17 protein-coding genes and 3 pseudogenes are annotated in these 17337 nt (G+C 70.8%); 14 read left to right on the top strand and 6 right to left on the bottom strand.

The annotated features are described in order from the left end of the window. Positions 1-4 precede the first annotated feature (4 nt). The 7 genes from ACIOGZ_RS26365 to ACIOGZ_RS26335 all read left to right on the top strand — a co-directional run bounded on the left by ACIOGZ_RS26365 (position 5) and on the right by ACIOGZ_RS26335 (position 8709). Positions 5-1720, top strand: a complete 1716-nt coding sequence (locus tag ACIOGZ_RS26365; protein WP_400987579.1) for a thiamine pyrophosphate-binding protein — start codon at positions 5-7, stop codon at positions 1718-1720. Further along, positions 1717-2994 carry a beta-ketoacyl-ACP synthase II gene (fabF, locus tag ACIOGZ_RS26360; protein WP_363589288.1) on the top strand — a complete coding sequence of 426 codons (1278 nt, stop codon included), beginning with the start codon at positions 1717-1719 and terminating at the stop codon, positions 2992-2994. The genes ACIOGZ_RS26365 and fabF overlap by 4 nt, the downstream gene beginning before the upstream one ends. A gap of 10 nt (positions 2995-3004) precedes the next feature. After that, positions 3005-4978 (top strand): condensation domain-containing protein, encoded by a 1974-nt coding sequence (locus tag ACIOGZ_RS26355; RefSeq protein ID WP_400987577.1) that lies wholly within the window; start codon positions 3005-3007, stop codon positions 4976-4978. Further along, the gene (locus ACIOGZ_RS26350) at positions 4975-6222 is read left to right on the top strand and encodes an aminotransferase class I/II-fold pyridoxal phosphate-dependent enzyme (protein WP_363620784.1); all 1248 of its coding nucleotides are present in this window, start codon (positions 4975-4977) and stop codon (positions 6220-6222) included. Before ACIOGZ_RS26355 ends, ACIOGZ_RS26350 begins: the two co-directional genes overlap by 4 nt. Positions 6223-6305: 83 nt before the next feature. Next, positions 6306-6548, top strand: a complete 243-nt coding sequence (locus tag ACIOGZ_RS26345; RefSeq protein WP_363589294.1) for an acyl carrier protein — start codon at positions 6306-6308, stop codon at positions 6546-6548. A 52-nt stretch (positions 6549-6600) separates the two neighbouring features. Beyond that, complete coding sequence (locus ACIOGZ_RS26340; RefSeq protein WP_363589296.1) at positions 6601-7362, top strand: glucose 1-dehydrogenase; 762 nt, start codon at positions 6601-6603, stop codon at positions 7360-7362. 90 nt (positions 7363-7452) lie between these two features. Further along, a complete protein-coding gene (locus ACIOGZ_RS26335) occupies positions 7453-8709 on the top strand; it encodes an MFS transporter (RefSeq protein WP_363633430.1) in 1257 nt (418 codons plus the stop codon). 774 nt (positions 8710-9483) lie between these two features. Here the strand turns inward: ACIOGZ_RS26335 and ACIOGZ_RS26330 are convergent. Then, positions 9484-9669 carry a hypothetical protein gene (locus ACIOGZ_RS26330; protein ID WP_363620788.1) on the bottom strand — a complete coding sequence of 62 codons (186 nt, stop codon included), beginning with the start codon at positions 9667-9669 and terminating at the stop codon, positions 9484-9486. Between the two features lie 323 nt (positions 9670-9992). Between ACIOGZ_RS26330 and ACIOGZ_RS26325 the strand changes: the two are divergent. Then, positions 9993-10339, top strand: a pseudogene (locus tag ACIOGZ_RS26325) (transposase); the annotation flags it as partial. Positions 10340-10597: 258 nt separating this feature from the next. Here ACIOGZ_RS26325 and ACIOGZ_RS26320 read toward each other — a convergent pair. Beyond that, positions 10598-11014, bottom strand: coding sequence for a hypothetical protein (locus ACIOGZ_RS26320; protein ID WP_400987766.1), 417 nt, complete (start codon positions 11012-11014; stop codon positions 10598-10600). A 168-nt stretch (positions 11015-11182) separates the two neighbouring features. Between ACIOGZ_RS26320 and ACIOGZ_RS26315 the strand changes: the two genes are divergently transcribed. The 6 genes and pseudogenes from ACIOGZ_RS26315 to ACIOGZ_RS26290 all read left to right on the top strand — a co-directional run bounded on the left by ACIOGZ_RS26315 (position 11183) and on the right by ACIOGZ_RS26290 (position 15840). Continuing rightward, entirely contained in the window at positions 11183-11560 is a 378-nt protein-coding gene (locus ACIOGZ_RS26315) for a hypothetical protein (protein ID WP_400987573.1), read from the top strand. Positions 11561-11752: 192 nt separating this feature from the next. Further along, positions 11753-12415, top strand: a complete 663-nt coding sequence (locus ACIOGZ_RS26310; RefSeq protein ID WP_400987572.1) for a hypothetical protein — start codon at positions 11753-11755, stop codon at positions 12413-12415. A 201-nt stretch (positions 12416-12616) separates the two neighbouring features. Continuing rightward, a pseudogene (locus ACIOGZ_RS26305) lies at positions 12617-13096 on the top strand (SAM-dependent methyltransferase); the annotation flags it as partial. 5 nt (positions 13097-13101) lie between these two features. Continuing rightward, positions 13102-13522, top strand: a pseudogene (locus ACIOGZ_RS26300) (precorrin-6A/cobalt-precorrin-6A reductase). 7 nt (positions 13523-13529) lie between these two features. After that, the gene (locus tag ACIOGZ_RS26295) at positions 13530-14000 is read left to right on the top strand and encodes a hypothetical protein (protein WP_400987571.1); all 471 of its coding nucleotides are present in this window, start codon (positions 13530-13532) and stop codon (positions 13998-14000) included. A gap of 283 nt (positions 14001-14283) precedes the next feature. Then, positions 14284-15840, top strand: a complete 1557-nt coding sequence (locus tag ACIOGZ_RS26290) for a lipase family alpha/beta hydrolase (protein ID WP_400987754.1) — start codon at positions 14284-14286, stop codon at positions 15838-15840. Between the two features lie 162 nt (positions 15841-16002). Here ACIOGZ_RS26290 and ACIOGZ_RS26285 read toward each other — a convergent pair whose 3' ends face one another. From ACIOGZ_RS26285 to ACIOGZ_RS26270, 4 genes are all read right to left on the bottom strand, one after another. Next, positions 16003-16293, bottom strand: a complete 291-nt coding sequence (locus ACIOGZ_RS26285; protein WP_363589689.1) for a hypothetical protein — start codon at positions 16291-16293, stop codon at positions 16003-16005. Between the two features lie 89 nt (positions 16294-16382). Then, complete coding sequence (locus tag ACIOGZ_RS26280; protein ID WP_363589687.1) at positions 16383-16523, bottom strand: hypothetical protein; 141 nt, start codon at positions 16521-16523, stop codon at positions 16383-16385. A gap of 20 nt (positions 16524-16543) precedes the next feature. Then, on the bottom strand, positions 16544-16783 hold the full coding sequence (locus tag ACIOGZ_RS26275; protein WP_400987570.1) for a hypothetical protein: 240 nt from the start codon (positions 16781-16783) through the stop codon (positions 16544-16546). Between the two features lie 25 nt (positions 16784-16808). Beyond that, a complete protein-coding gene (locus ACIOGZ_RS26270) occupies positions 16809-17018 on the bottom strand; it encodes a hypothetical protein (protein WP_363589683.1) in 210 nt (69 codons plus the stop codon). Positions 17019-17337 lie beyond the last annotated feature (319 nt).

The following is a 17337-nucleotide window of genomic DNA, read 5'->3' as shown; positions in this document are numbered from 1 at the left end:
CCAGGTGAGCAAGGTGAGCAAGGTGAGCCAGGTGAGCAAACGGTACGCCGACGCGTGGTCCGCAATCGTCGACTTGCTGGTGGCGAACGGGGTGGACACCTGCTTCGGATTGCCCGGCGACGATCTGGAGTTGCTCCGCGCCCTCGACGCCGCCGGCCTGGACCTCGTGCCGTGCCGTGACCAGCGCAACGCGATGTACATGGCGACCGGTTACGCGCTGCAGTCCGGCCGGATCGCCGTATGCGCACTGGGCAAGGGCCCGGCTGTCACCCACGCGGCCACGGGGCTGCTCGAAGCGCGGGAGTCCGGTGCACCCGTCCTCGTGCTCGCCGCCGGCGTGCCCGAACGCCGCCGGGGCAGCGGCGGATTCCAGGAACTCGACCAGGTCGCCGTGACAGCGCCGCTCGTGCGGTGGGCGCACCGGGTGGGGCACCCGGACCGGGTCGTCCCCGCGGCGGTGACGGCGCTGACCCGGGCTGTGGGGCCGCCGTCCGGGCCCGTGTACCTGGAGGTACCCGATGACGTCCGCACGGCGGAGGTCCTCGTCACCGGAGCGTGGCCGACGCTGCCCGAACCACTGGTCCTCGAATCCGTTCCCGTGACGCCGGGGCCGGCCCTGGCGGCGATCCGCGAGAGCCGGCGTCCGGTGGTGCTGGTGGGCGGCGGAATGCGGCACCGCAACGGCGGTGGCGTGGTCGAGCGCTTCGCCGAACGCCTCGGCGCGGCACTCTTCACCACCGCGTCCGGCCGCGGTGCCGTCGACGAGCACCACCCGCTGTTCTGCGGCGTGGCGGGCCTCTACGCCGCGGCCCCCGCCCGCGAACTGTGGTCGTCCTGCGACCTGGTGGTCTCGCTCGCCGGACGGCTGGAGGAGACGGTCGTCGAAGGCGGAACACCGTGGCCCCCGGTCGCGGTGGTGCAGGTCAACGTGGACCCGGGCGGCCTGTCGGCCGAGTTCTCGGGCCCGCGGGTGCTCGGGGACGCCCGGCACGCCGTGCTCGGCTGGTCGCGGGCGCTGGAGGAGGACGGCGAGGCCGAGCGCGCGGCCGCGACCGAGGTGTGGGCGAACAGGATCGCCGTCGCCCGCAAGGCCATGTCACTTGAGGCGGAGGCGGAACTGGTCCGCGCGGCGACACTCCCGGGGATCCGCATCGCCGAACTGCTCGCCGCGCTCGATGCCACCGCCGGCGAGCCCCGCGTGCTCGTCCAGGAGAACGGGCTGCAGGACATGTGGTCCTACGGCTTCCCCTTCCACGTCGGTGGCGGGTCCGTCGTGCCGTCGGAGCAGACCCCCCTGGGCTTCGGCGCGGCCGCGGCCATCGGGGTCAAACGGGCCGCCCCGGACCACGAGGTCACCGCGTTCATCGGAGACGGAGCGTTCCTCGCGGCCCGCGCGGACATCGCCGTCACCGCTCCGGCCCACGGCGGCGTGCTGTACGTGGTGCTGTGCAACGGCGGCTACGGCTGGCTGGACGCCCAACGCGCCCGCCTCGGTCTCGACGCCGAACGCCACCCCTTCACCCGTCCGGGCGCACCGCCGCCCGTGGTGGACGGGCCGGACATCCACTGTCGAGTGCTGCGCGACAAGGCCGCGCTGACCGCTGAGATTCTCGCCGCGCGGCGGTTCTGCTCCCGGGGAGGCACAGCCGTGCTCATGGTGCCCGTCGCACCCGACGACATCCTCCCCTGCATCCGCGACGCCGAGGTGGTTCCCCAGTGACGAACGCAGGAGAGCGGGGCGACGCCGGGCCCAGCCGACCCCGGCGCCAGGTGGTGGTCACCGGGTACGGGGCGGTGACGCCGCTCGGCCACAGTGTCGGCGAGACCTGGGCGGCGATGCTCGCCGGCCGCAGCGGCATCGCCACCGTGGACGCGATCGACGTGACCGGTCTCGGAGTCCGGATCGGCGGCCAGGTGCGCGGCTTCACACCCGGCCGCTACATGCCGCCGACGGTCAGCCGCCGCGCCGACCCGTACGCGCAGTACGCCCTCGCCGCGGCACTGGAGGCGTGCGAGCACGCCGGACTCGTCGTCGACGACCGCCTGGCGCCGCGGGTCGCCGTGATCATCGGCAGTGGCTACGGCCCGGTCGGGTCGATCTACCGCGCCGCCAACACGCTGCGCGACAAAGGGCCCCGGGGCATCAGCCCGTTCACCCAGGTCACCACCGCCATGGACAGCGCCGCCTGCGAGATCAGCATGCGTCTCGGCACGCAGGGGCCCAGCCGGGCCCAGAGCACGGCGTGCGCCAGCGGCGCGGACGCGGTGGGCGCGGGGATGCGCATGATCGGCAACGGGGAGGCCGACGTCGTCCTGGTCGGCGGCGCCGACGCCTGCGTCACCACCGTCGACCTCGCGGGCAGCGGCAACGCCCGCGCGCTGTCCACGCGCAACGACGACCCGACCGCGGCGTGCCGGCCGTTCGACGCGCACCGCGACGGGTTCGTGATGAGCGAGGGGGCCGCCGTGGTGGTGTTGGAGGCCGCCGAGGTGGCCGACCGGCGAGGGGCCACGGCTTTGGCCGAACTCGCGGGTTACGGAGCGAGTTCCGACGCTCATCACTGGACCGCCCCGCACCCGCAGGGACGCGGCGCGTGCCTCGCCGTCGAGGCGGCGCTGCGCGACGCGGGCATCACGGGGGCGGACGTGGACTACGTCAACGCGCACGGCACCGGAACGCTGCTGAACGACGCCACCGAGACGGCCGTCCTGCGCACGGTGCTGGGCGACCGTGTCACCCGGATCCCGGTCAGCTCCACCAAGTCGATGACCGGGCACATGATCGGTGCCGCCGGAGCGGTCGAGCTGGTGGCTTCGATCCAGGTCCTGCGCACGGGTGACGTCCCGCCGACCATCAACTGCGACGACCCGATCGACCCGGACATCAACTTCGTGCCGCACCGGGCGCAGCACCACGAGCGGATGCGGATCGCTCTCAGCAACTCGTTCGGCTTCGGCGGCCACAATGCCGCTCTCGTGGTCCGAGCGGTATGAGGGCCCGGCCGTGAACCGCCTCCCGGAGCCGCCCCCGAGCGCCGCCACCGTCAACCGCAGCGGGCCGCTGACCTGGGTCCAGCAGTGGCACTGGTTCGAGCGCACCGTTCCCGCACCACGGCGGGTGAACCCGACGCCCCTCGCCGACCACTGCCACGTCCCGCCCCCGGCCACCGTCGCCGACGTCCACGCGGCACTCGCGGCCCTCACCGCCCGCCATGAGGCGCTGCGCACCACGGTCGACCCGCTCCGCCCGGTCCAACACGTCCACCGTGCGGACTGGGCGCCGCTGCCGGTCGACCACGTCGACGTCCGCGCCGTCGATGCCGACACCCTGGACGCCGCCACCGCCGCGCTGGCCGCCCGTCCGATCGATCCCGAGCGGAACCCGCCCTGGCGCGCCAGGGTGCTGCTGGAGGCGGGGAGGCCGCGTGCGGTCCTGCTGGCCGCCCATCACGTCGTGATCGACGGGTGGGGGCTGGCGGTGCTGATCAACCAGCTGCACGACCAACTGCGCGGCGTCGGCGCACCGGCGGAGGCACGCGTGCAGCATCCCCTCGACACGGTCGCCGCCCAGCCCGTGGAACGCGCCCGCGCGGCGGAGCGCGAGTGGCTCACGCGGCTCGCGAGCAACCCGACCGGTGTGCTGGCCCCGTTCGGCGGGACCGACGACGGCGCTGGGCGCCACCGCCTCCAGCACCGCTCGGCGGGTGCGTACGACGACCTCCACCGCGTCGCCCGGCGCCATCGGGTCGGTCCGGAGGTCGTCGTGCTCGCGGCGCTGGCCCACGACGTCGCCACCCGCACCGGTGAGCACCGGTTCCTCGCGTCCGTGGTCGTCTCCAACCGGGCCCGGGCCGCTCTGCGGAACAGCGTCGGCGTCCGGGCCCTGACGGTTCCGGTGCAGATCGACCTCCGCCCGGGCGCGGCGTTCGGCGAGGTGGTCGCCTCGGTCGCCGCCGCCTCCTCCGCCGCCTACCGGCACGGTCAGTGGCGCCCCGCGGAACTGGTCGCCGCCGAGGCGCGGATGCACCGTCGCCGGGGTGTCGTGACCGTACCGACCATCGAGTACAACTGCTACTCGTGGCCGCGCGACTACCTGGTCCCCGGGTACCTGGTCCCCGCGCAGTACGCTCCGCCGGACGGGTCCGCAACCTGGATCCGTAGCGCACCCGACGAGCCCTGCGACACGCTGTACGTCGACCTCAGCCTCGACGCGGGGGTCGTCACCCTCGATGTCACCGTCGGGGACCACCTGCTCGACGCCGGGCAGGCCGTGGCGTTGCCCGTCCGTCTGTGCGCCTTCCTGCGCGCGCTCGCCGACGGTGCCGAGTGCCCGGTTCCGGCGCGCCCGCCGACACCGGCCGCCGCCGGATGGTGGCGCTCCCCGCAGGGATGGGTGTGCCCGGCCAGGGTCGAGGCCGTGTTGCGCGGCCACCCCGGAGTGCTCGACGTGACGGTGGCGCCCAGCGGGGACGCAGCGGGGGAAGGCGAACCGCACCTCGTCGCACGCGCTCGCACCGCCCCCGGTGTCACCCCCGACGACTTGCACCGCCACGTCCTGGACCACCTCGACGAAGTGCCCGGCATCGCGGCCCCGGGCCGCTACGTCCTGTCCCCGGCCGGCCCCGGGTCCGACCGGTCCCGCACCGCCACCACCGGCGCGGGAACGCCGCGGGTCCCGTCGCGCCCGCCCGCGACGGGCGCCGAACGGGCGCTGGCCGCCGCCGTGGCCGCTGTCGCACCCGGCGATCCGCCGGACGGCTCCTCCGACAGCCCTGACGCGGTGGACATGAACCGTTGCCTCGCCGACCACGGCGTCACCCTGGTCGCCGTCCCCCGTCTGCTGGCGCTGCTCCACCGGTTCGGCTTCACCGGGATCGCGTCGGACGAACTGGCCGGAACGGCCTCGCTCGGCCACCTCGCCACAGCCCTGGAGCCCTCACCGCCCCGCGCCCATCGTGGAGGAGAAACCTCGCCATGACCGCGTCCCGCACCGCCGGCCCGTCCGCGGACCGCCTGGCCCCGTGGGCCTTCGCCGCCTTCGTCGAGGCGAACACCCACGACACGGCCTACCGCCCGCCGGTGGTGGACGGTCCCGTCGGGCCGACCATCGTCCGCAACGGCCGCGAGCTGGTGAACTTCGCCAGCATCAGCTTCCTCGATCTGGAGCGCCACGTCCCCGTACGGCGTCATTTCGCGGAGGGGGCGCTCGCCCACGGCCTGAGCACCAGCGGATCCAGGATGACCCAGGGGATCTGCCGCCCGCACCAGGTGCTGGAGGAGACGATCGCCCGTCACACCGGCAAGGAGCGAGCCATCAGCTTCGCCACGGGGCTCCTGGCCAACATCGGGTTCGTCCACGCCATGAGCAGTTCCGCGCACTTCGACGCCGGGATCGAGGTGCGCAACCACGACACCGTGTTCGTCGTCGACCGCGACGTCCACTGGAGCATCTGGAAGGGCCTCCAGGGGCTCGGCTACGGCCGCAACGTCCACGCGTTCCGGCACAACGACGTCTCCGACCTGGCCCGCGTCCTGGAGCGGGTCCGCACCCACAAAACCGTGGTGATCGCCGAGAGCATCTATTCGGCCGACGGCACCATGGGACCGATCGTGGAGATCCTCGACGAGTGCGACCGTCACGGCGCCGTCAGCATGATCGACGACGCGAACGGCTTCATGGTCTACGGACCCGAGAACCGTCCCTACGCCCGGGAGGCCGCCGCGATCCGGGAGCGGGCCGACTTCGTCATGGTGTCACTGTCGAAGGCCATCGGTCTGGAAGGCGGCGCGATCGCCGGGCCGGCGGCGGCCATCGACGCCTTCGAACTGCTCTCCGGCACCTCGATGTTCACCGCCGCCATCCAGCCGCCGACCGCTTACGCCGCCGACCGCACGATCGGCGTCCTCGCCGGCGATCCGGGGATCGTCGACGACTACCTGGCGCATGCCGCCCGCCTTCGCCGACAGATGCACGAGGCCGGCACGGCGACGACGCCGACCGAGTCGTACATGCTCTCGGTGCCGATCGGAAGCGACGCCGCCGCCCTGCAGATGCGGGAGTGGTTCGTCGAGGACGGCTACCTCGTACCCGTCTTCTCCTACCCGGCCGTCTCGCGCAACCAGGCGCTCCTGCGCCTGTTCCCGCACGCGGGCCACACCGAGGAGCAGATGGACGGCTTCCTGCACACCCTCCTCGCCTACCGACGACGCCTCGGGCTCTGACGTCCCCACCGACGCTCGCCGCACCGAGGCTCGCCCCACCGACCGATGACCGACGCCGACCCCATCCCCAGAGGAAGGAACCCGTGGTGGACAACATCGACATCCTCAACGCCATTGCCGAGATCGTCGAAGAGGTCCTCGGCATCGACTCCGCCGAGGTGAGCGCCGAGACGTCGTTCACCGACGACCTCGACGTCGACTCCCTGGCCATGATGGAGATCGCCGTGGCGGTCGAGGACAGGTTCGAGGTGAAGATCCCGGACGACCGGGTCACGGGGTTGAGGACCGTCGGCGACGCGGTGAACTACGTCGCCGAGCACCGGTGACCTCCGCCGGGACGACCCTTCCCCACGAGGCTCCCCAGGAGGTCGGGCAGCCATGAGCGTCCTCGATCGCTTCCGGCTCGACGGTCGCGTCGCCGTGGTCACCGGCGCCTCCTCCGGGCTGGGCGTCGCCTTCGCCACCGCGGTGGCGGAGGCCGGCGCCGACGTCGTGCTCGGGGCGCGGCGCACCGAGCGGCTGGAGACCGTGCGCGCGGCCGTCGAGAAGCTCGGCCGCCGGGCCGTCGCCGTGCGCACCGACGTCGCCGAGCCGGAGGACTGCCGCAGGCTGGTCGACGCGGCCGTACGGGCATTCGGGCGGGTGGACATTCTCGTCAACAACGCCGGGATCAGCAGTGAGCAACCCGCGGCGGAGGAGACCCCGGAGCAGTTCCGCGAGGTCATCGACATCAATCTGAACGGCTCCTACTGGATGGCCCAGGCCGCGGGCGCGGTGATGCTGCCCGGCAGTTCCATCGTCAACGTCTCCAGCATCCTCGCCCTGGTCACGGGCGGGCTGCCGCAGGCCGCCTACTCGGCGTCGAAGGCCGGGATCCTCGGACTCACCCGCGATCTCGCCCAGCAGTGGACCCCCGGCAAGGGCATTCGCGTGAACGCCCTCGCGCCGGGCCTCTTCACCTCCGCGATGACCGACGGCTACGCCGAGGGTTACCTGGAGGCGATGATGCCGCGGGTGCTCTCAGGCCGCATCGGGCGTCCCGAGGAGCTCGCTGCGGCTCTGGTCTTCCTCGTCTCCGACGCGGCGTCCTACATCACCGGCACCACCCTGACGGTCGACGGGGGCACCCACATCGCATAGTGACACCCGGCGCCGGACCCGCCGGCGTCGCCGGTGGGCCGCCGCCACGCCATGGCTGACGCCCCGTACCCGAGCCCCGGAGAGCCACCGATGACGACGGAGCCGACCGCCCCGCCCCTTCCGCGCGAACCGCTCGGCGATTCGCACCTGCGCCGCCTGATCGTGGGTCAAGGGCTGGCGGCCGTGGTCGACGCCCTGTTCATCGTCTGGCTCACGCTCTTCGTGCTCGACCTGTCGGAACCCGGAATCGCCACGGGGTTGGTGCTCGTGGCCGTGGCGCTGCCGCGAGCGGTGCTCCTGCCTCCTGCGGGAGTACTGGTCGACCGCCTCGGTCCCGCCCGTGTCGTGGCCAGTGCCGCCTGGCTCCGGGTCGCCGTCCTGCTCGCCCTCGGCGCCCTGGTCACCTTCACCTCACCGTCGTTGACGACGGTCGCGCTGCTCGGCGGGCTGCTCGGCGCCGCCGACGCCGCCTACTTCCCGGCGGCCCTGGCGTTGCTACCCGCCGTCGTGCCGACCGACAAGCTCTCCCGGGTCAACGGGCTGGTGCAGGGCGCGGAGTCGGGGGGCGACCTGGTCGGCCCGGCGGTGGCCGCCGGATGCATCGCCGCAGTCGGCTTCGCCGCGACGCTCGGTGGGATCGTGGCGATGGCCGCGTTGGCCGCCGTCGTCCTCAGCACGCTGATCCGCGTGGTACGACGCGGCGGAGGTGCCGGGGACGACGCCGGTCCGGCCACCGTCGACGGCGAGCAGTTCAGCAGTGCGCGTGCCCTCGGCGTGGGCTTGAGGTACGCCTGGCACGAACCGCTGGTGCGAGGGATGCTGGCAGCCATCGCCCTGATCAACATCGCGGTCGTGGGCCCCGTGCTCGTGGGCGGCGCGGTGCTCGCCGATCAACGCCTCGGCGGCGCGGGATCTCTGGGCGTCGTGCTCTCCGGTTTCGGTGCCGGCTCGCTGGCCGGATCACTGATGGCCGGGTGGCGGCCGCCCGCCCGGCGCGGCCGGACCGTGGTCGGCGGTGTCGCGGCGATCGGCGCAGGCATGGCCGGACTCGCCGCCGTCACCCATGTCGTCGCCGCGACGGCGGTCGTCTCGCTCATCGGCCTCGGATCCGGGTTCCTCGGAGTGGTGGTCGTGGCCACTCTGCAGGAGCGGGTGCCCGAGCAACTGCTGGGCCGGGTACTCAGCCTCGTCGTGCTGGCCACGGTGGCGTTCGACCCGTTCTCCTACGTGATCGCCGGCGCCCTGCTCCCCTACGGCACGACCACGCTGTTCCTGGTCTGCGGCAGCGCCGTCCTGGCCTGCGCCGGCCTGGTCGCCACGAGCCCGGCGGTCCGCTCCCTGCGCTGACCGTGTCGATCGCCGGTCGTCCGCCGATCACCGGGCCCGGCCGAGGCCCCCGTGGGCGAAGATCTGCGCGCGGTCGCGGCACGTGGGTCGAGGCGAGCCTCTTCGAGTGAAAAACCGGAGCAAGGCCGCCTGACTGGCGCTTCGTCGGCGATGAAAAGGTCTTCCGACCATATGTTTAACTCCGGCGCTCACAGCGGCGGTGCCCGTGCCCGGAGTGCATTCCCACGTGCCACAGACCACGCAGCCAAGAGGACCAGCCATGCGCTCCACCCGCCGCGTTCTCGCCGCTTCAATCGTGGCGGCTTCCGCCTCAGCCTTTGGCCTGGCCGTCCTCTTCACGGGCGGGACGTCCCAGAGTTCCGATGCCACGCAGGTCCGCGCGGTCAACGCCCTCGGCACCTCGCAGAGCGAAGCCGAATCATCCTGGTCTCCCTCCACGAATCCGGACTCGGAGGACTCGGAGGACTCGGTGCCCCGTTGCTTCAGCTACGGCGGACCCTACTGCGGCTGGGTGAGGACCTACTGGGGCGGCTGCGACAGGGACTGGGGCCTGAGCTACGGGTTCAAAGACCCTGCCGTACTCTGCCCCCACGACCCCCGCCCGAGCCCCTCCGCCACGGCCAGTCCCTCCGCCACGTCGAGCGCCTCGGCCACGCCCAGCCCCTCCGCCAAGTCCGGTTCCCCGGCCGCACCCAGTCCCTCCGCCACGCCCAGCCCCTCGAACGGGCTCAGCCTCTCCGCCGCACCCAGCGGCGCTCGCCCACAGCCGGCCCCTCAGCCGTACCCGAGCCGCTCGGACGAGCTCAGCCCCTCCGCCACGCCCGGTTCCCCGGCCGCACCCAGCCCCTCCGACGAGCTCAGCCCCTCCGCCGCGCCCAGCCGCTCGGCCACGCCCGCTTCCCCGGCCGCACCCAGCCCTCCGGGCGAGCTCAGCCCCTCGGGGGAACCCAGCTTCTTCACTGCACCCAGCCACCCGGGCGAGCTCAGTCCCCCGGAGGAGCCCAGCCCCTTCGCCGGAAGCAGCAGCTCCTTCTAATGGGCCCCGTCGGGCCGTAGGAGAGACTTCGGCCCGTAGCCGCCAGCAGGTGAGCACTTCCTTCTTCGGAGCCATCGTGAGCTCTGAGGTCAGACCGTGCCGCTTCTGGTCGGCCGGGGGGCCTGACTGCTGATGGGATCACGTACCCGCCAGGAAGGTTGGGCGTGAGCACTTGATCCATGAGAACGCGAGCCGCGCCTTCCGCAGGCTGCACACACAGAACGCCAAGAGAAGCTGGAGAAGACCAGTGCTGTTCATCGGCGACGACTGGGCCGAAGACCACCACGACGTGGAGCTGCAGAACGAGACGGGCCGGAAGCTGGCGAGCGCACGACTACCGGAGGGCTCCGAGGGCATCGCGAAGCTGCACGCCTCGTCGCCCGCCACGGTGGCCAGGACCTGGAGCCCGCACAGGTGACGGTCTGCATCGAGACCGACCGGGGCCCGTGGGTGCAGGCCCTGATCGCCGCCGGCTACCGCGTCCACGCGGCCAACCCCCGCCAGGCTGCCCGGTTCAAGGAGAGGTACGGCACCTCGGGGGCCAAGAGCGACAAGGGCGACGCCCACGCGCTGGCGGACATGGTCCGCATCGACGGCGCGCGGCCTGCGGGCGGCTGGTCCCCACGATCGCTTCCACGCCGGTGGCGGTGGCGTGGACCTCCGTGGTCCACGACCTCCGGTACTCGCCGCTCTGAACGCCGGGCCCAGGACGGCCCGATGCGCCGGCACGGATCGCGGTCTCCAGGATCATCGCGTGGTGCCGCACCACCGCCGTGGCCGCCGGCACCGCGACGGCGGCCCTCGACTCCAGCTGCACGGCCAGGACCCCGGCGTTGCTGGTCACCTGCGCCATCAGCCGTCCACCGCCCCGTGCTCGCCGGGCTGCCGCACACCGAGCGCCCACTCGCCCAGCTGGGTGAGCAGCGCCCTCGTGAATTCGTGCGCGCCGCCGTCGAGGAGGTCGTGCCGGGCGAGGAGCGCCCGCTCGGTCTCGGCGGGGCCGAGGGCGGCCAGGAACGCCGCGTCCGCCGGATCCGGGTCCGGGTCCGGGTCCTCGCCGACCACGACGCGGGCGGCGCCCTCCCACACGGGGTTGGCGGTCGGGCGCAGCAGCAACTGGAGTTCGGGGAGCTGCCCGACGGTGTGCCGCAGCTCGTACGAGCGGACCTGGTCGGCGAGGTCCTGGCCGTCGATCTCCAGACGCGCGGTCGGGCCGGTCGCCTGGATACGGACGTGCCGCTGCTCAGGGGGGTTGGTGGTGGGGGTCATGGTCGCGAGCCCAGGAGCCTCGACGGACACGACGGCCGTTCCCGACCGCGGCCCGGCGCGCACGCCCAGGCGCCGCCGGCTTCGCACTCCAGCGCCACTCCGCCCAACCCATCGCTCACCACTGGTTGTTGGGCAACGCGACCGTGGCGGAGGCCGTAGTCTCGCGGCATGCACAGGACCCTGGAGAACCCGCCCGCGCCGGCTCGCGAGGTGGTGACGGAAGCCCTGGAAGGGGCTCTGGACGGCCGATCCGCAGCTGACCACACGGCTGAGGCCCTGGTCGGGATCGCCCTGCACGGAGACGACCGCGACTTCGCCGAACACTGCTGCGTGCAGACCGGCACACGGGCCGCACCGGGCAGTCCCCTGCTGGGGCTGACCGTCCTGTGCCTGAGCCACATCGCCCGCCGCTTCGGCCGCCTCAGCGACGAAGCCCTCGACCTGGCGCGCTCCCTGGCGCAGCGGGCCGCCGCCGACCCGGCGGACGTGGACGGACGGGCCCTCGACGGCTGCGACGACATCCGGACCTTCCTGTACCTCTGGTGAAGGCCGGAGTGGTCGCGCCTGCCGGGCTTGCATCCGGCAGGCGCGACCTACCGCAAGCATGGCCATGACTGCCGGGGAGGGCCCGTGACGCCAAGTACCGTCCGCCAGAAGTCGAAGCGCGGGCGACGGAATCGCTTGACCGCCGTGGCTGCGATAGCCGTTCTCGGTAGCGGGTTCGCAATCACTGCATGGATGAACCGGGGCCCGGAGAGCAAGGTCCACGAAGGCGCCGTGGCCGGCTACCCGCTACTGGTCAGTTCCGACGGCCAAACCCTGACACTCAACATCGGCTGGGGTTGCGAGGACCGACCGGAGCTCGTGACCCGTGAGTCCACCGGCGTGGTGAAGGTCTCCCTGCGGCACACGGTCCGTCCGGGGTTCTGCGACCCGGGCGGCTTCGCGCAGATCACCACTCACCTGAACAAACCACTCGGCACCAGGACCCTGAACGACGCCACGGGCAAGCCCGCCGTCCACTTCGACGAGCGCGACCTTCTCCGGCCCGCGTCCCTGCCGGAGAACTACTACCCCTACCCCGCGGGCAGGATGGTCTTCCTGCCCGGCCTGGAAGCGATCCCGACCGACACCCCGGCCTGGGCCGTCGGTTACCGGCTGGGCACCGGTCCCGAAGCAGGCTCTCTGATCATCAGCCAGACCCTCCGGAGCAGCACACCACCACCCGGCAAGGCCGCCACCGTCAAGGGCCACCCCGCGACCATCACGCACTCGGATTCCCAAGGCGACCCCCACTCGCTGACTTGGTCCGACGGCACCTACACCTTCGTCGTCACCACCGGCGGCCCCCCACGACTCACCAACGAGGAACTCATCCACGTCGCGGAGAGCATCGGGTAACCGACACCACGACGACGTCCGGTGGGACCGCTCTGTGAACCGGCCCCACCGGAGACCGAGACCGCACCTGGACCGGTCAGGACAGAACTACTTCGTCCAGCCTGGTCATCCGTGCGACTTCCACGGTGCTGGCCCCGCCCGGATCGAGGGCCTGCCAGGTCCGGCCGACAGTGCCGGCGGTCGGTTCCTTCGCGGCGATGACGGTCCCTCGACGCGGCCGGCGTGCCGTACGAGATCGTCCCCGGCGTGCCCGCCTTCGCCGCCGCAGCGGCCGCGCTCAAGCGGGAGCTGACCGTCCCGACCGTCGGCCAGACCGTCATCCTCACCCGGATCGCCAAGCGCGCCACCCCGATGCCCGAGGGCGAGGACCTGGCCACCCTCGGCCGCAGCGGCGCCCTGCTGGTACTGCACCTGGCCGCCGGATACGTGGACGACGTCGTCGAGCAACTGCTCCCGCACTACGGCGCCGACTGCCCGGCCGCCGTCGTCGCGATGGCCAGCCGCCCGGACGAGCTGGTGCTGCGCGGCACCCTCGCCGACATCGCCGGGCAGGTCAAGGCCTCGGGCGTGGTGCGCACCGCCGTCATCCTGGTCGGACGGACGCTGGCCGCCGAGCAGTTCCGCGACAGCCACCTCTACTCGGCGGAGCGCGAACGCCCGCACGAGCCCTGCGGGGCGTGAACCCCATGACCCGGCACGTCCTGATCCTCGGCGGGACGACGGAGGGGCGGGCGCTGGCCGCCGCACTCGCCGAGCCGCCGTCCCTGCGGGTCACCAGTTCGCTGGCCGGCCGGGTCGCCCAACCCCGGCTGCCCGCCGGAGAGGTGAGGATCGGCGGCCTTCGCCCACCTCGACGGGGTCCACTTCCTCGCCCGGTCAGTCGACCCGCCCGAGCCCCCGTTGCCACCGTCCTTCGAAGTCCTGCTGGACCGGGGGCCGTTCACGCTCGACGGCGAACGGGCACTCCTGCGCGAGCACCGCATCGACGTCGTGGTCACCAAGGACAGCGGCGGCGCCGCGACCGCACCCAAACTCACCGCCGCACGCGAACTCCACCTGCCCGTGATCATCGTGCGGCGTCCGCCGGTCCCTGCCGCACTCGGCTGATCTCGCCTTGCCAGATCCAGGATGGTGCATTTATGTTCCACTTAGCGAACACCGCGATCAGGTCCTCGCCGAGGAGAACGCCCTCGCCGTCGCCCTCGCCGTCCACGCCGCACTCACCGTCACCGCACCCGACCGACAGGCCCACCGTGTCGGCGGCCCCAGCATCGGCACGGTCCTCGGCAACCTCACCCGACGCGGCGGCATCCACGAGACCACCGTGCGGGCCACGATGCGGGAACTCGGCCGCTCCGGCCGGCAGGCGATGTCCCGGCTGGTCCACGACGCCACCCGCGCACGCGGATCCCAGGTCGACCTGCGCACGGTCGCCGCCCTCGCCTACGGCACCCCCGGAGGCGACCGGCCCAGCAGCTGCCCACCAACCCCACAAGGCCACTGGCTGCACGCCCTGGACGGGGTGAACACGTGGACGCCCGCCATCAAGGTGCTGCGGGACAGCGTTGCGGCGGCGTCCAGGTAGTGCGCCAGACGTCCCACCCCACCGCCGAGGGCACGTTGCGAAAGTGGATCTCGGCCTGATGATCACTGTTTGGCCGCACCATCATGCGCGACACCATTCCGCATGTGAGGAATTTTCGTCCACATTGAGGAGTATTTGGAAGCTGGCCTACATCAATGAAGGAAAGGGAGTTTCATGAAGCGTGCTTCATTATGCGCGGCCGCTGTCGGGGCGGTCGCGTGTTGGCATCTTCAGTGTGCACGGTGAAAGTTCCGACCCAAGCTACAGCGAAAGGTTGCTGAACATGATCCACAGTGAACTGAAGGCCCGGCTCCTGCCGGCCAGCCTGAACAATATCACCGTCCAGCAGAGGAGGCGGCCGAGCCCCGCGTGGACCGCGGTGACAGCCGGCGCCCTTTGCCTTTCGATGGCGACGGCCACACCCGCTAGCGCACTACCAGCGCCTGCCGCCCCGAATCAGGCCCAGCGGAGCGCATACGCCAGCGGGCCACACCGGCCCATCATCTTCGTCCATGGCTGGCACTCCGAAGGTGCGGTCTGGAACGGGATGAAAGGATACGCCGAAACACAGGGATACAAAGAAAGCGAACTGCACGTCTACGATTACAGCAAGATGACAAAGCCCGGCCAGACCAATCCTCCCAATCCTGGAATCGACCACATCGCCGCAGGCTTCGCCAGGGAAGTCAACGAGATCGCAAAGACGTCACCGGACGGCAAGGTCGATATTGTGGCCCACTCGATGGGAGGTCTCGTAGCACGCGCCTATATCAAGAATTTGGGCGGAGCAGAAAAAGTGAAACACTTCGTATCCATGGGAAGCCCCCACCATGGAACAATCGTGGCCGACGTGGGAGTTGGAGCATCCGAAGCCGTCCGTGCAATCGGGGCATTCCTGGGGGACCATAATATCCTGGTTGGCTACGCAAAGGAACTTGCCGAGAATTGCGATTTTCAATGCCATGACATGGCAAGCGGGTCAGCTTTCCTGCGGTCGCTGAACTCGGGAGACGAGGCGCCACATGGGGCTGATGGGTACCCCAGGTACACAACCTTCCGCTCCAACATAGACGACGAGCCGGCGGTCTACCTCAATACCAGAAACAAATTTAAGCCCCAGATTGGCCTGTGCGACGGTGTCGTATTCGGAATTACCGAACAGGGCGCCTGGGCGTACGAAGGAAAGGGCCCGAATGTGCGAGGCGGAAAGACCTCCACCCTCCGAGGGGCAGAAAATATCGTCACGACATGCTTGCCCCATGGCGAATACTATAACGACCCATGGACGCAAGAGAAAACCCTGGACACACTCGCCGAAACGACCATCGGAGAAGAAGACAAGTACGCCCCCAGGGCGCGAAACAGGACAAAGTGCAATGAACTGACAAGGACCCATTACCGCGATAATTGGGTTCAAGCATGGCTACAGTCCTGCCTGCAAGTCACCCCCGAAAAAGAGGTTGCCCCGGTCCTCAGGATCCGCGGATGCGGGCACTATCGAAGTCCTTCCGGGAAAGCCCTTTGGTACTATACGCCCGAAGGGTGGGGGGACAACGTGGAGTGCGTCATGGGTCGCGATGGCCTCTCACTCAGGAAAAAGGGTAGTCGCATAAAAAAGGAGCCCGGCTATCATAAAGCGGAATTTAACACCCGGGCCGGTGAAGTAAAGGTCGACACACTCTCCCTTCATGGTCCAGGTGATTATCAACTCTACACTCCGACCCTGAACAATCCCAATGGTTCGCCCAGGATTACCGTGAAAGTTCAACCGTGGGATGATAGTGACAACTACACGACCCTGGACCCCCTTGTCGAAGGGCCGAGCGTGACGGTCCACTGAACCCGGATCCACCGGCCTGATGCCCGTGGATAGTTCCCTCAGAAACGAGGAAGTGCCTTGTGACATGCGATGATGGGAGTTCTTCACGCTTCCAGCACGCACAATCGACAAGGCACTTCTGAGATGAAATCCTCCACGCCGCGACGAAGTCCGCTATCCCGCTTACAGGCAGTGGCCGCGCACCGTGGCGCATGCCTCGTACAGCACAGCCCACACCTCGTCGACCATCACGGCGGACCGGCGGGCCTGCCGCACGAACTCGGCGGTGGCGTCAGGCTGAAGGCGGCAGAGCTTCACGAACTCCTGCGCGAGCGGCACGGCGGCGATGAACCGGGCGTTTTCGGCCTTGGCATCCGCGATGCCGAACGGCATCCCGATCTCGTCGGCGATCTCCAGTCGGGCGTGAAGGGTCTCGTCGGTCGCCGCCCGCACCAACCGGCGCAGGTCCGGCACGCCGAGGACGTCGCACCCCTCTGGGGGCACTCCTGGGTCAGTAGCGCGGCGAAGGCATAGGCGAGGTTGAGGTTGCCGAGCCCCTTCTGCTACTGGTCCAGCTCCCGCAGCACCGACGACTGCAGGGCAGCGGCCACCATCACGACGTCGCCGTTCCTCTGGGCGGCGAGCAGGGTCTCGACCTCGGCGTTGACAGTCTGGGGTGCGGCCCTGGGGCTGCACCCCCGCACCCCATTCCCATCCGGGTTGGTCAGCGGCGTCCGGACAGGCGGTTGTCGTCCATGCCCTGCGCGAGTACGTCGAGCTGCCCGGCGCCGGCCAGCTCGGTCGGGCCGTACACCGCGGCGTCCATCCTGTCGGGGCTGTCCATCCCGGTGACCCAGGCCAGCATCTGTCCTTCCAGCTCCGGGTAGTGCCCGACGTGATGCCCTCGGCCCGAGAACTCGACGGGGACGATCCGGGCCGTGTCGATCCACGCCCGCCGCCACACCCCACCCCTCGACGGGGCGCGGCTTCTACATGAACAACAACCACCACAGCCGCTCGCCGACGGCGTGCCAGATACCGACCAGCGCCTTGCAGCCGTACCGGGCCAGCCACAGCGACTCGCCGACCTTGCGGCCGACGGCATCGTCGGGGCTGCCCGCGATGGCAGGCAGGTCGATGACGGTCCAGTCGGACGCCGCCTTCCGCAACAGCTTCCACGCGGTGTAGTCGTTGCCCACACGGGGGCGGCTCCGCTTGTCGAGAAAGAGTGGCCCCAGCGGCCAAGGCCGCGCGCGGCGGCGGCTCGGGGGGTTGCCGCCGCCGCGCAGCGGAAGGTTACCTCACCCCAGAGCGTCGCAAAATCTGTGTGCGCCGGAGTAGACATTGCTCGTGGGTGGGTCTAACGTTTCTCTCGTAGACAGCAAGTCGGCGATACCGGCCAGACACGAACTGGCCGGGGTTGTTTGACAGAAGTTCGCAGTTCGGTCCGGCAGTGGAGTTCCGAAGCCAGGCAGGTGCAGGACGGCGACGGGGCTGGCTTCCGGACCGGGCGGCCCG

The organism is Kitasatospora sp. NPDC088160 (assembly GCF_044741445.1).
Lineage (GTDB): Bacteria > Actinomycetota > Actinomycetes > Streptomycetales > Streptomycetaceae > Kitasatospora.
The sequence above is the reverse complement of the archived record's forward strand: the minus strand, read 5'-3'. Positions and strand labels throughout refer to the sequence as shown.